Below are 12,535 nucleotides of genomic sequence, written 5' to 3'. Positions count from 1 at the left end.
TTTTAGCTGACAGGGGTGAAGAGCGGGAGTTGACGGCCGTCGGGCAGGGGTTCCCAGACAACGGTCACTGCGTCACCGCATCTGATGAGCGTGGGCTCTATCCCTACGACGTTGGTCAACAGTCGCGGGCCTTCGACCAGGTCGACGAGCGCGACCGCATAAGGCGGGGTGAAGAGTGTTGTATCGGGCGACTTTTCGACCGTGGTATGCGAGTAGACAATCCCGGTCCCGGCAGCGTCCCGGAATTCGAGCTCGACGGAGCCGCAACTGCTACAGAGGCTACGGGGGTACAGCTGGTGCAGATCACATTCCCTGCAATGTTGTACGAGCAACCTGCAGCTGCGAGTTGCATCCCACCACTCGATCGTCTCGGGAGTCGTTGGCGGTATCGGCCGGCAGGGGAAGGGTGACGTCGGTACGGTCATCGATCTGCTCCCAATATCAATGTGGCATTGTGCGACAGAATTCCTCCTGTGCCGTGGCACACGGCGGTCTGCGCTCCGGGGATCTGACGCTCCTCGCTTTCACAGCGCAACTGGCGAACCGCCTCGATGATCAGGAAGATGCCGAACATTCCCGGATGCGTGTACGACAGGCCGCCGCCCGTGGTATTGAACGGCAGACTTCCACCCGGGCGCAGCTTTCCGTCGGAGATGAAATCGCCGCCCTCACCGTGTCCGCAGAAGCCGAGTGCCTCGAGCGAGAGCAAGGCGGTGATCGTGAAGGAGTCGTAGACCTGGACTACGTCGATGTCTTCGGGGCCGAGACCGGCCTGCCTGAATGCCGCGGAGGCCGAAGTGATTGCACCAGTCCGGGTTAGGTCTGGCATTTGGGTGAACCCATGGTGCGTCGAACACTCGCCGTGCCCGAGGACGTAAACCGGCCGCCGGCGGAGATCGGCTGCGCGTGCGGCGGAGGTCAGGACCACTGCTCCTCCGCCGTCTGTGACCAGGCAGCAGTCAAGGGCGTGCAAGGGCGCCGAGATGACGGGTGAGGAGAGAACGTCGTCAACGGACAGTGGCTTTCCACCATATCGGTAGGCCCGTGGATTCAGCAGTGCCCATTCTCTAGCGGCCACCGCGACCTCGGCGAGTTGTTCGGAAGTAGTGCCGAACTGGTGCATGTGTCGCTGTGCGGCCAATGCATAGAAGGAGACGGGACTCAGCGGGCCGAAGGGAGCATCGAACTGCGACTCAGGTTGCATGGGGTCGAGGACACCTCCCAGTTTGCGTGAGCGCGCCGACCGTTGATTCGACCCGTATACGACGACGACTACCTCGGCGTTCCCTGATGTGATCGCCTCGGCCGCGCGTGCCGTAAGGACCTCAAATGACGAGCCGCCCGAAAATGTGCTGTCGCTCCATGCCGGGTGAATTCCTAAGTACTCGGCGGTCTGAATGGCGGGGAAACGCGGTATGCCCGTCGTTGCTATACCGTCGACGTCACTCAGAGTCAGGCCAGCATCGTCGAGTGCCCGGACGACCGCCTGGGCTTGCAAACCCAGTGCCGATTGGTCGGTGACACCGAGCTCTGATTCGGCGACGCCAACGATTGCCGCGCCCGCGTAGGCGTTGGTTGCAGTCATGATTGATACTCCGTAACAGGAGGCACCGGAACGAGTTCCCAGTGCTCGGCCACGTCAGTGAGCGCAGCTCTGAGAGCCCGGAGATCGGACGCTTGTGTAAGTCCCATCACCGCCGAGACGAGCGCGTCGGTAGCCCCCTCGGGGGCTCCTACGTTCGCGCGGAACTTCGCGATCACCATGTCATGCATGCTGAGGGCTGTTTCCGCTGAACCCGGGTCGTCGGACCGCAACCGGACAAGTGTTCCATCAGCGAGGCCGATCGTGACGTCGCCGGGTTGAAGTGCGGCGGGCCCGTCGCCGGCGACGGGGTTGATTCGAACACGCGAACTCAGTTCGACTATGTCAGGTCGAGAGATTCGATCAGATCGGTAGGAATCGACATCGATGTGCCCATCGAGCAACATTGCGGCCACGCTCCATTGCACGCTGAATTTAGCTTCGTATGCCGATCTTGGAGCGACCTTGGTGTGGGATGGCTCGGCGACGATCGGGATGCTCTCCGGCGGAACGCCGACAACGACGAAGTCGATCTCTGCCGGGTTCAGCCGCGCATGCAGCTGCGCGGCGATGTCCAGATTTCGGTGCATCAAATGACAGGCGGGGTAGGGCTTGACCTCGATGTCGGCGATTTGCCACGAGTCTCCGAGACCTGCCGTGATGCCGGCGAGGTCGGCTGGAACCGCCGAGAATAGGCGATAGAGGCCACGTTCGCCCTCGAAAACGGTGTCTGGTCCCGAGCCGCCGTGCACAGCCAGCGCACTGGACATCACTCCTGCCATCGATGCCCAGCCGGGATGGATTTGCTTGGTGGACACACCAGTGGCGAGGAACTCCATACTTCCCGACGCCTGGCTTGCGGCAATGCCCAATGCGTTCACTGCCTGATCCTTCGAAGACCCGGACAGAAGACTTGCGATCAACGATGAAGCGAAGACGCCACACACCGAAGATGCGTGGAATCCTCTGGCATGAAACCCATGTGGTGCAGCCGAGCTGATTCGACCGAGTAGTTCATCGCCCACGAGGACGGCTCTGAGCAGGTCCGCTCCGGATGCATACTCACGCTCGGCGACCGCAAGTGCCGCGGGCAAAGTCACCGCCGTAGCGTGAACCAGTCCCGCCGGGTGAGTGTCGTCGAAATCGAGCGAGTGGATAAGGATGCCGTTGGCGAGTGCGGCGCCGGCTGCGCCGAATCGGCGGCAGGATCCGATCACCGACGACTCATCGGCGTGCCCCATCGAAGCGGCGGTGGGGACGGCGAACGGGGCTGCGTTCATCCGGCTCGCGGCAAGCGCAGTACCCAAGCCATCAAGTATATGCAGCGCGGTGCGATCCAGAATGCCTGTCGGTATCGTCGACTGGTCCAGGGTCCATGCCCACTCGACGAAGTCGCGTGCGATCGTCATGCCATCTGCTCCGCAGGAGCTCCGAACGCGCCGGACTTGCTCAGGTTCAGCACGTCGGCGGCATCATATTGGAGAAGGTCGTGCAGGATCTCTGCGGCATTCTCGCCTCGCCTTGGTGCTCGTTTGTGCGTCGATTGCGCGGCGCCTACCCGCACCGGCGTGGCGATCGAGCGGACAGTTCCGAACCGGGGGTGTTCGGTCTCGATAATCCCCTGGCGTGCGTCGATCTGTGCATCGCGAACGGCTTCGGGTACATCGTTGACGGGTGCGCAAGGGACTCCGGCAGCGGCGAGTTCGAGAAGAATCTCGGAGGTGCGGCGTTGCTGCAGAGCAGCTTCCAGGATCTCCAAGATCGCATCCTTGTTCGTGCGCCGAGTCTCGAAGTCGGTGAACCGCGCATCGTCCACCAGGTGGCCGAGCTTCAGTACGCTCAGCAGTCGGCGGAAGAACTTGTCTTTGGGACACGCCACCACGATCCAGCCGTCGGCAGTCTCGAAGTTCTGGAACGGCACCAAGGAGGGGTGTGCCGAGTGGCGAGTGCGGGTCGGGATGTGGCCGCTGGTGAGATGCCAGGTTGCCTGGTAGTTCAACATGCTCAGCGCTGTCTCGTACAGGGAGACGTCGCAGTCCATTCCGACCCCGTCCCGGCGAGCGGCATGCAGGCCGGCCATCAGTGCCAAAGCCGCGACGTACCCTCCAGCGAAGTCGACGAGTGACAGACCTGTCTTCTGCGGAGGGCCGCCGGGCTCGCCGGTCAACGACATCCAACCGGTGAGGCCCTGCATGACGTAGTCGTAACCGGGTTCGCTCGCACGAGGTCCGGTCATGCCGAACGCTGACAGTGAACAGCAGACGATCGCAGGATTGACGTCCTTCAGGTCGTCGTAAGTAAGCTCGAGCCGACCCGGAACATCGCCTCTCAGATTCGAGTACACCGCGTCCGAACAAGCAACGAGTCGTTCGAAGACTTCGCGCCCCGCATCGGTGGTGAGGTCGAGGCTGAGGCTGCGCTTGTTCCGATTCAAAGCCTCGAAGAAGAGGCTGTCCTCACCTTCCTGGAATGGCGGCACATAGCGACCGACGTCACCGTTGGTTCGGGGATCCTCGATCTTGATCACGTCGGCACCGAGATCGGCAAGATGTACCGAACCCCACGGCCCGGCTCCATACTGTTCTACTGCAATGATGCGCACGTCTTCGAGTGGTCGGGTCATGACATCGTCAATCCGCCGCTGACGCTGATCGCCTGCCCGGTGATGTACGAGGCTTCGCCGGACAGCAGGAAGATCGCGGCCGCCGCCACCTCTTCAGCCTTCCCAATGCGGCGCAGAGGAATTGCACGAATCATTGCGTTTCCGATCTTGCCACCGAACTCATCGTTCTCGACGAGGTCTTCCCACAGCCCAGTGTCGGTGGGGCCTGGGCATACGACGTTGACCAGTACGTTCTGGCGTGCGTACTCGCGAGCGAGGGACTTCGCGAAGGATACGATCCCGCCGCGACAGGCTGCGGAAATGACCTCCCCACTGGTTCCTACCTTGCCTGAGTCGGAACCCACGAGCACGAAGTGCCCGCCACCAGCCTCGATGAGGTGGGGAAGTACTGCCTGGGCAGAGGTGATGACGCCGCGCAGTTCGGTGGCGATCGTCTCGTCGACAACGTCGTCGGAGATGTCGAGGAACGGTTTCATCCGCAACGCGGTGCCCACCGTATTGAGGCAGCCATCGAGCTGTCCATACGTCGCGACCACCTGTTCGACCCCGCTGGTCAGCATTGCGCGGTCGGTGAGGTCGGCCTGAATCGGCAGGGCACGGTCTTGGCCGTACTCCGCGATCAGCTGCTTGATCGGTTCTGCGTTGCTGCGGTAATGCAGCCCAACCCGTGCACCCCGGTCGAGGAGCATCTTCGCTGCGGCGTGCCCCACGCCTCCTGATGCACCGAGTACCAGGATTACCTTGCCTTCGAATTGACTGGTCATGCTCGTTCAACCTCTCGCTGATGTGCGGAGCCCGGACGGGCGCCGTCTACGACTCTGTCCCATCGACCTGTCGCTCTGTCCGCGTTGCGCAGCAGAGCCTTACGTACCTTGCCAGTCGATGTCTTCGGCAGTTCGTCAACAACCTGGATGTATCTCGGGACCGCATACTTCGGTAGCTGCTCGCCACAGAGCGCAATGATGGATGCTGGTTCAAAGGCGAATCGATCGCGCACCACGACCACCGCGCAGATGTCCTGATCGAAGTCACCGAGGTCTGACGCAATAGGTATAACGGCTACTTCGGACACGGTCTCCATCGTGATGATGACATTCTCTACCTCGAACGACGAGACATTGTTTCCACGATGGCGGATGACGTCGCGCATGCGATCGACGAAGTAGAGGTACCCATCGGCGTCGAGTCGGGCGGCATCGCCGGTGTGAGCCCAGAGATTGCGCCAGGTCGCGGCAGTGGCCTCCTCCTTGCGCCAGTAACCTGACGAGGTGGTGAACGGTCTACGTGGCCGCACGACCACCTCGCCGGTCTCGCCGATTGGCAACGCCCGATCTGTTTCGTCGACAATTGCGACGTCAAACATGTCGAGGACTCTGCCCGCAGCGCCGGGGTGTTGGTGTGACATCGGTGCGATCGCAACCATGTTCACCTCGGTCGAGCCATATCCCGAAACGAAGTCGACACCGAATCGCTGACCGAACCGATCGGCCTGGTCCTGGCCGATAGCGATTCCGAAACACACCCGCAAGCGATGTCCGGAGGCCGCGGCGTCGGCGCCGGCATCCTTGTTCAGGATCTCGAGGATCGGACCCATACCGTAGAACGTGGTGCATTCGTGCACAACAACGTCAGACCAGAACCGGCTCTTCGAGAAACGCTCGGTGAGCAGCATCCGGGCGCCGACCACCAGCACCGATCCGGTGATGATGCCGAGCCCAGTGTTGTGGTGAAGCGGGTAAAAGTTGTAGAAGCAGTCCGACTCGGACAGACCGATCCCTGCAGCGATGTTCTCGGCGAGTGTCAGTTGATGTTCGTGACAGAGAAGAACGCCCTTCGGATCTCCGGTGGTTCCCGAGGTGTAGATGATCGCGAGCGGGTCACTTGGGGCAACCGGTTCCATCTGGCTGGCAGAGTTTGCAGCGCGACGGAGTAGCCCGGCCCAGTGGTGGTGGCTGACGCGACCTGTCACGTCAGCCGGCGGGTCGACGAAGAGGACCGACTCGAGTTCAGAGGATTCCAGTACGGCGATGTGCTGGCTGTAGAAATCGCAATCGGTTATCAGTACGGCCGGCTCGGCGTCAGCAATCACGTAGGCAACCTGTGCGCTGCGGTACTCCAAACTCAGCGGAACCTGGATGGCACCCAGGCGCATGAGGCCGAAACTCGCAACCAAGAAGTCGATCCCGTTGGGGAGAGCTATACACACGCGGTCTCCCCGCTTGACACCCAGATCGGCGAGTCCCACGGCGGCCGTAGTTGCCAGTCCGTCGAACTCACGATATGAGACATCCCTGCCATCGAAATGAACAAAGACCGCATCACCACGACACCCTGCCTGTCGAGCCAGAAGTGCGCCGAGTGTGCGCTCGTTGCCCATCATCGTTCCTTCCCGTTCGCAGATGAATCGGCGGCGGCGTGGATGTGGTGCGCCAGGTACTCGCGCAGACGAATCTCGTCGGTCAGATAGCCGCGGACGAACTGGGCGGCGCGATACCAGTAGTGCAGGCCTAGTTCCCACGTGAATCCCACACCGCCGTGCAACTGAACTGCGGATTCTGCGGCAAAGACGGCAGACGCAGCCGAGTGCAGCCTCGAAGCCGCAACCGCAGCGGATTCGCGATGGGAGTGTTCTACCCACCGGCGCGCGGATGCCGCCAGCATCTCGGCGCTGGTTTCGGCGGCGATGTGCATGTTTGCGGCCAAGTGTTGTACGGCCTGAAAACTCCCAATTGGTACACCGAACTGTTTTCGGCGGCAGGCATACTCGACAGAGCGCTCGACCAGTTCTCGGCAGATGCCGACTGAGTAGGCGTCCAGTACGAGGCTCCAGATGATCGCCGCCCGGTGAATCGCGTCGATGCAGTCGTCGTGGTGAATGTTCGCATCGCTGATCGCAGCGCCGTCGAACTCGACACGTGCCACATCGAGCCCGGGCACGATGGATTGGATGGGATGCATATGCACGCCGTCGGTTTGAGTCGGAACGGCTGCGATGCGATTATCTTCGAGCGATACCAACATTACGTCGGCAGCTGCATCGGTGGTGTGCTCGGCTCGGCCGTGCAGCCTCACGACTCCATCGGCGATGTCCGCCCGGACGGCATCGTTCAGCCCGAATCGGAGGGAATCCTGCCGGGATGAGTCGAACACCACACGAGTAGTTGGTACGCCGATGATCTTACCTTCAGCAATCCAGGACGAGAGTTGCTTGGCGAACGGGGTCTCTGTTCCGATCGCAGTAAGTAGTGGCACAACGAAGCCGGCGGTCGCAACTAGGGACATGGGGGCGGCCTGCCGGCCGAACGTCTCGCAAGCCACTAAGGCGTCACGGACGCCGATATCGGGCGAGTCGGACAGCCCCAGATCGACTACCTCAAACCAACCGTCTCTGGATGCTTGGGAAAGGAGCGCAGGGAGATCGCAGTAGCGGCCTGGACCCTCACTGTGGCTTCGCAACAGCGCCTGCACACTTTCCGCGATGTGCGGATCGACTTCTTCTGTCATTGTTACTTCCCCTTCGGGAGTCCGAGCGACCGCGCGAGGACGTTGCGCTGAATCTGCGTCGTCCCGCCATAGATCGTTTCTGCACGGGTGAATACCGATGCTCGGTACCAATCGGATCCGACCCCGTTTCCGGAAACGAAGTCGCTACCTAGAATGTGGGCGGCCAAACCCATTTGCTCTTGGTGGCTTTCGCTCCAGAAGACCTTCGCCATAGCTGCGACGGTTCCGATATCCTTGCCCGCAGCGTCGAGATCGATCGCCCTGCGTACCATCGAAGTCGTCACCAGCGAACGAACGTAGGCATCGACCATTCCGCCGGTGAGAATCGGGTCGTTGTCGCGCAGATTACCCTCGGTGAGCTTCCGGCCGGCGATCTCAGCCAGGGCGGTGAATTCGGCGCGGAGCTTGAGTGAGCGCTGCGCAAGTCCGACCGAACGTTCCTGTGATAGGGCATACATCGCCATCGACCAGCCGTTTCCGGGCTCGCCGACGATGTTTGTCATGGGAGTGGTTGCACCATCGAGGAAGACTTCACAGAACTCGTCGGTCCCCGCGATGTTGCGGAGTGGCCGGACGTCTACAGCGTCTTGATGCATTGGAAGGATCGCCAAAGTGAGACCGGAATGGCGCTTCTCGCTGCGTTCGGTGCGAACCAGGATGTAGCAGAAATCAGCAAGGTGCGCGTACGAGGTCCAAATCTTCTGTCCGGTGATGACGAGTTGATCACCCACGATCTCACCTCGTGTAGAAATTGCGGCGAGATCGGATCCGGCTTCCGGTTCGGAGAAGCCCTGGCACCAGATGGCGTTGTGCGTCACCATGTCCGGAAGGAACTTCCGATGCTGGTCGGGAGTTCCGTACTTGATGAGTGTTGGTGCGAAGATCCCCAGAGAATTGGAGTTCATCGGCTCGGGTGCTCCGGCGGCAACTAACTCTTCGAGGACCGCGATGCGCCGCGCCGCAGAGGCGCCGAATCCGCCGACGGATGTCGGCCAGTTCGCGGTCAGCCAGCCGGCACGTCCAAGAAGGGCACCGAACTTGCGGCGTTGTTCTGATAGCGACTCGTCGGTTGCGCCGAATGAGCGGCCACGCCAATCACTGGGGAGATTCTCTTCGATCCAGCTTCGGATCGCGAGACGGAATGCCGTGTCTGCGCCTGTGTCACTGTTCTCGCACGCCATGGCGGCGGGGGAGGCGCCTGCATTGTCTATCAGCATAATGCTCATAAGGATAATCCTCGTCTCGGTGAGTGTCTAGTGGTCGCGCAAGTTCGGTTGCGGCATGTAACCGACAACGCCGCTCTGTCCACCGTCGACGAAGAGCACCTGGCCCGTGATCCACGAAGAGTCGTCGCTGGCCAGAAACAGAACGGCGGCAGCAATATCCCAGCCACTTCCCTCGGTGCCAAGAGGTACACCTTGTGCGCGCTCGTCTCGGTGCTGCGCGATCTGATCGCTCGTCATCCCCAGGTCGATCAGGCGGCGCTGTCCCATTGGCGTCCAGACCTGGCCGGGTGCAACGCCATTGACTCGTATACCTCGAGGGCCGAACTGGACTGCCATGGTGTTGACCATGCTGTTCACAGCACCCTTGGATGCCTCGTAGTCAAGCTTGGCGAAGCTGCGGATGGACCCCAGGGAACTGATATTCACGATCGACGAACCAGTATTCAAGAATGGAGCGGCGGCGCGTGTCAGTCGCACCGAACCCATGATGTTGATGTCGAAGGTTTTCACGAAGGCGGCATCGTCGGCCTCGACGGTAGCGGCGTCTCCCAGGATCGCTGCGTTGTTGACGACGATGTCCAGGCGCCCGTATGTGTCCAAGGCGGTTTGGACGGCGGTCGTGCAGTCGGTGCTCGAGGCCACGTCCGCGACGGCGACAACAGCATCTCCTTTGTGGGCGCGGATGGCCGCCGCCGTTCGCAGCGCGGCATTCCTATCGCGGTCGACCACAACTACCTTCGCTCCGCCGACCGCCAGCAGCACGGAAATGGCGTGCCCGATACCGACGCCATCTTCAGTTGTGGAGCCGGCGCCAGTGACGATGGCAACCCGTCCGCGGACTCGATTGCTTGATCGCTCGCTCAGGCCCGGTCGAACGTTGTCGATGAGGGTGTTCGCAGTGACGGGCATTTCCACCTTCTTTCCTTATTAGAATAGTACTAATAGCATATGATGAGGCCGCTGTGGTGCGGATTGGTGCCATGGTTCGGTGGGCCGATGGACGGCTCGTAAAATCACGAAAAGAAATGAAAGGCAGGAAAAAATGCCGCAGCTTGCCCCCGAAGAATGGGAGAGCATCTCACTCCGGCGTCTCGGTGGTGTGACCGAGGTGACGCTCCACACGAACGGAGGACCGTTGGTCTGGAATGCCCGCATCCATCGTGAGTTGGTGGATCTGTGGACATGGCTCTCTTTTGATGAAGTGACCCGGGTGGTCGTGCTGACAGGCACAGGCGACCGGTTCTGTACCGACATCGACGCTCCCAGTGCAACCAAGTCATGGCACGAGTTGTGGTGGGAGATGCCCAAGGTAATCGGCGGAAGAATGGACCTTCTGGTGCCGGTGATCAGTGTGGTGAACGGTCCAGTCTCGATACATTCGGAAATTCCGGTGCTCGGTGACATCGTGCTGGCAACTGACGATGCAACTTTCGCCGACCGGGCACACACTGCACGAGGATTCGCGCCCAGCGATGGGGTGAATATCGTATGGCGGCATCTCCTAGGCCCCTCGAGGGCCGCCTATTTCCTGCTGACTGGTGCCACGCTGGAAGTCACGGAGGCCTTGCGGCTAGGGGTTGTGCATGAGATCCATGCTCGTGATGCAATTCTTGGACGCGCTCATGAGATTGCGAACGATCTGGCCGAACTCTCGCCGGAAATGCTCGCTTACACGTGCACCGCGCTCCGGATGGTCGACAAGGACGATTACACCCATTCGATGAGCCACAGCCTTGCGCTGCAAGGGCTGCAAGCGTTGTCGAAGTTGACCAGCACCCAGCGAGGCTAGTTGTCGAAGAAGGAGTGGGGCAGTCCCATTGGAACTGCCCCACTGACGTTTGCGGTCGTTCAGGGTTGCATGGTTGCGTTCGACAGCTCGCGATAGGACTTGCTCACCAATTCCACGGTGTTTCCCCACGGATCGGAGCAGTAACAGACGTACGCGCCGCCGAAGACATCGTGAACGCCGGTGCGCTGCGTCCCGCCGGCGTCGAGTAGCCGCTGCAAGGCCGCGTCGAAATCGGCTACTGTCAAAGCGATGTGGTGGGGCCCGACTCGCCAGTAGGTGAAATTGTCTTCCAGGCTCTCGACCGGCGGCCCGACGAACTCGAACAGTTCGAGGCCTGTCCCATTTGCGGTCATGAGGTGTGCGAGTCGCATTCCTGTCCAGTTCGGCCCGAAGACTTCCTGTCGCCTGCTGGCGCCCACGGTCGCGAGGCTGGCATCGATGGGTCCATCCATCAGTTCGAGCCCAAAGACGTTGACGTACCAGTCGATGGCCTTCTCGAGGTCGCTGACGGTCACGCCGACGTGGTTCATTTCGGTCATTCTGTCTCCTCAATCGTGTGAAATTCGTTTATTTGAAAGACCATCCATCAATAGAGAGTGGTCGGCAGCGCGTGCAGACCGTAGACGAACATTTCGGTGCGGAACCGCAGATCGTCGAGGTCGGTGGCCAATGCGGCCTCGGGGAAACGCCCGAAGAACGCAGGCAGTGCCACCTGCAACTCGAGCCGCGCCAGAGCCTGTCCCAGGCAGAGGTGAACGCCGAAGCCGAAAGCTAGATGAGGCTCAGGCTTGCGGTCGAGCTTCAGCTCATCGGCATCACTCCATACCTGCGGATCCCGGTTGGCAGCCGGGACATGGCAGCATACGTAGTCGCCTTCGGCGAACTCGATACCACCGACCACGAGTCCGGATCGGGTGGTTCGGCGTAGCGGACTCATGTGTGTGATTGACAGGTAGCGCAGTAGTTCACGGATTGCGACGTCCAGTTCGGCATCGGTGGCGCCCCGCGTGAACAAGTCCCGTGCCTCCGGGTTGGTCATCGCAACTAGCGCGCTCAATGACATCATGTTGGCCGTCGTTTCGTGGCCCGCAAGTAGCAGTTCGAAACCGAGGCCACCGATCTCCTCATCAGTGAATTCATCACCGTGGTCGCGCACAAGATCGGAGATCAACCCGGTACCTTCGCGGACTCGGTACTGCCGCGCGATGCCGGCTATGTAAGCGGGCATCTCCGTTCGCGCCTCGTGTGAGTCCTCAGGTGATGCCCCGAGGTCCATGATGATCTGGCTCCACCGGTGAAACTGCTCGCGGTCGGCATACGGAACGCCGAGCAGTTCACAGATGACGAGTGATGGGATGGGTAGGGCGAAGTCGGCCACGAAGTCGACATTCCGACCTTTGACCGAGCATTCATCGAGCGTCACGGCCACGATGCGTTCGATCTGAGGCCGCAGTCGCGCGATGGCGGGGGCTGTGAATGGCCGTTGCAGCGCTTTTCGGTAGCGGGTGTGCTCCGGCGCGTCCATTCGGTTGAACATTCCGGGGATCTTGTTCTCGGTATCGGCATCCGGGGTCAGCAGCGCGAAGTGGAAGAAATCCGCGCTGAACGCGGGATTCCCGAGGACCTCACGGATCAAGTCGTGGCGCGTTACCAGCCATGCCACCTGTCCGCCAGGCATGCGGACCTTGCTTACCGGTTCGGTCTCGCGTAACCGGGCAAAGACTGCGGCGGGAACCAATGGGTCTACGCGTGTTGGGTTCAGTGTATCGAGTGTGGACATCAGGCTGCCCTTCTGAGCTGTCGGAATGGGA

At 61.1% G+C, this 12,535-nt stretch carries 12 protein-coding genes; 1 reads left to right on the top strand and 11 read right to left on the bottom strand.

What is annotated here, in order from left to right; genetic code table 11:
* Window positions 1-2: 2 nt before the first annotated feature.
* Genes I1A62_RS47260 through I1A62_RS22685 form a run of 9 tightly spaced genes read right to left on the bottom strand, consistent with a single transcriptional unit; the run spans window position 3 to window position 9,844 of the window.
* Window positions 3-425 carry a Zn-ribbon domain-containing OB-fold protein gene (locus tag I1A62_RS47260; RefSeq protein WP_219459957.1) on the bottom strand — a complete coding sequence of 141 codons (423 nt, stop codon included), beginning with the start codon at window positions 423-425 and terminating at the stop codon, window positions 3-5.
* Window positions 422-1,585: an acetyl-CoA acetyltransferase gene (locus I1A62_RS22720; RefSeq protein WP_219459955.1), complete on the bottom strand. Its 1,164-nt coding sequence runs from the start codon at window positions 1,583-1,585 to the stop codon at window positions 422-424. The genes I1A62_RS47260 and I1A62_RS22720 overlap by 4 nt, the downstream gene beginning before the upstream one ends.
* Entirely contained in the window at window positions 1,582-2,991 is a 1,410-nt protein-coding gene (locus I1A62_RS22715; protein ID WP_219459952.1) for an MmgE/PrpD family protein, read from the bottom strand. Before I1A62_RS22715 ends, I1A62_RS22720 begins: the two co-directional genes overlap by 4 nt.
* A complete protein-coding gene (locus tag I1A62_RS22710) occupies window positions 2,988-4,205 on the bottom strand; it encodes a CaiB/BaiF CoA-transferase family protein (RefSeq protein WP_124394137.1) in 1,218 nt (405 codons plus the stop codon). Before I1A62_RS22710 ends, I1A62_RS22715 begins: the two co-directional genes overlap by 4 nt.
* Complete coding sequence (locus tag I1A62_RS22705) at window positions 4,202-4,969, bottom strand: SDR family NAD(P)-dependent oxidoreductase (protein WP_124394138.1); 768 nt, start codon at window positions 4,967-4,969, stop codon at window positions 4,202-4,204. Before I1A62_RS22705 ends, I1A62_RS22710 begins: the two co-directional genes overlap by 4 nt.
* Entirely contained in the window at window positions 4,966-6,585 is a 1,620-nt protein-coding gene (locus I1A62_RS22700) for an AMP-binding protein (protein WP_219459949.1), read from the bottom strand. The genes I1A62_RS22705 and I1A62_RS22700 overlap by 4 nt, the downstream gene beginning before the upstream one ends.
* Entirely contained in the window at window positions 6,582-7,709 is a 1,128-nt protein-coding gene (locus tag I1A62_RS22695) for an acyl-CoA dehydrogenase family protein (protein WP_124394140.1), read from the bottom strand. The genes I1A62_RS22700 and I1A62_RS22695 overlap by 4 nt, the downstream gene beginning before the upstream one ends.
* A 2-nt stretch (window positions 7,710-7,711) precedes the next feature.
* The gene (locus I1A62_RS22690; RefSeq protein WP_219459947.1) at window positions 7,712-8,935 is read right to left on the bottom strand and encodes an acyl-CoA dehydrogenase family protein; all 1,224 of its coding nucleotides are present in this window, start codon (window positions 8,933-8,935) and stop codon (window positions 7,712-7,714) included.
* Between the two features lie 27 nt (window positions 8,936-8,962).
* Window positions 8,963-9,844, bottom strand: a complete 882-nt coding sequence (locus I1A62_RS22685) for an SDR family NAD(P)-dependent oxidoreductase (protein ID WP_257890959.1) — start codon at window positions 9,842-9,844, stop codon at window positions 8,963-8,965.
* Window positions 9,845-9,977: 133 nt separating this feature from the next.
* Here I1A62_RS22685 and I1A62_RS22680 point away from each other — a divergent pair, with 133 nt between their 5' ends.
* Window positions 9,978-10,724: an enoyl-CoA hydratase/isomerase family protein gene (locus tag I1A62_RS22680; protein WP_124394143.1), complete on the top strand. Its 747-nt coding sequence runs from the start codon at window positions 9,978-9,980 to the stop codon at window positions 10,722-10,724.
* 59 nt (window positions 10,725-10,783) lie between these two features.
* Here I1A62_RS22680 and I1A62_RS22675 read toward each other — a convergent pair whose 3' ends face one another.
* Window positions 10,784-11,263 (bottom strand): VOC family protein, encoded by a 480-nt coding sequence (locus tag I1A62_RS22675; protein ID WP_124394144.1) that lies wholly within the window; start codon window positions 11,261-11,263, stop codon window positions 10,784-10,786.
* Window positions 11,264-11,310: 47 nt separating this feature from the next.
* Entirely contained in the window at window positions 11,311-12,504 is a 1,194-nt protein-coding gene (locus I1A62_RS22670) for a cytochrome P450 (RefSeq protein ID WP_219459942.1), read from the bottom strand.
* Window positions 12,505-12,535: the final 31 nt, after the last annotated feature.

The sequence above is a fragment of the Rhodococcus sp. USK10 genome (genome assembly GCF_019378875.1).
Taxonomy (GTDB): Bacteria; Actinomycetota; Actinomycetes; order Mycobacteriales; family Mycobacteriaceae; genus Rhodococcus_F; species Rhodococcus_F pseudokoreensis.
This window is presented reverse-complemented; position numbering and strand designations above follow the sequence as displayed.

Bases quoted from the DNA above. Each gene is read 5' to 3' on its own strand.
- I1A62_RS47260 (WP_219459957.1), bottom strand. From the start codon at position 425: ATGACCGTACCGACGTCACCCTTCCCCTGCCGGCCGATACCGCCAACG.
- I1A62_RS22720 (WP_219459955.1), bottom strand. From the start codon at position 1,585: ATGACTGCAACCAACGCCTACGCGGGCGCGGCAATCGTTGGCGTCGCC.
- I1A62_RS22715 (WP_219459952.1), bottom strand. From the start codon at position 2,991: ATGACGATCGCACGCGACTTCGTCGAGTGGGCATGGACCCTGGACCAG.
- I1A62_RS22710 (WP_124394137.1), bottom strand. From the start codon at position 4,205: ATGACCCGACCACTCGAAGACGTGCGCATCATTGCAGTAGAACAGTAT.
- I1A62_RS22705 (WP_124394138.1), bottom strand. From the start codon at position 4,969: ATGACCAGTCAATTCGAAGGCAAGGTAATCCTGGTACTCGGTGCATCA.
- I1A62_RS22700 (WP_219459949.1), bottom strand. From the start codon at position 6,585: ATGATGGGCAACGAGCGCACACTCGGCGCACTTCTGGCTCGACAGGCA.
- I1A62_RS22695 (WP_124394140.1), bottom strand. From the start codon at position 7,709: ATGACAGAAGAAGTCGATCCGCACATCGCGGAAAGTGTGCAGGCGCTG.
- I1A62_RS22690 (WP_219459947.1), bottom strand. From the start codon at position 8,935: ATGAGCATTATGCTGATAGACAATGCAGGCGCCTCCCCCGCCGCCATG.
- I1A62_RS22685 (WP_257890959.1), bottom strand. From the start codon at position 9,844: ATGCCCGTCACTGCGAACACCCTCATCGACAACGTTCGACCGGGCCTG.
- I1A62_RS22680 (WP_124394143.1), top strand. From the start codon at position 9,978: ATGCCGCAGCTTGCCCCCGAAGAATGGGAGAGCATCTCACTCCGGCGT.
- I1A62_RS22675 (WP_124394144.1), bottom strand. From the start codon at position 11,263: ATGACCGAAATGAACCACGTCGGCGTGACCGTCAGCGACCTCGAGAAG.
- I1A62_RS22670 (WP_219459942.1), bottom strand. From the start codon at position 12,504: ATGTCCACACTCGATACACTGAACCCAACACGCGTAGACCCATTGGTT.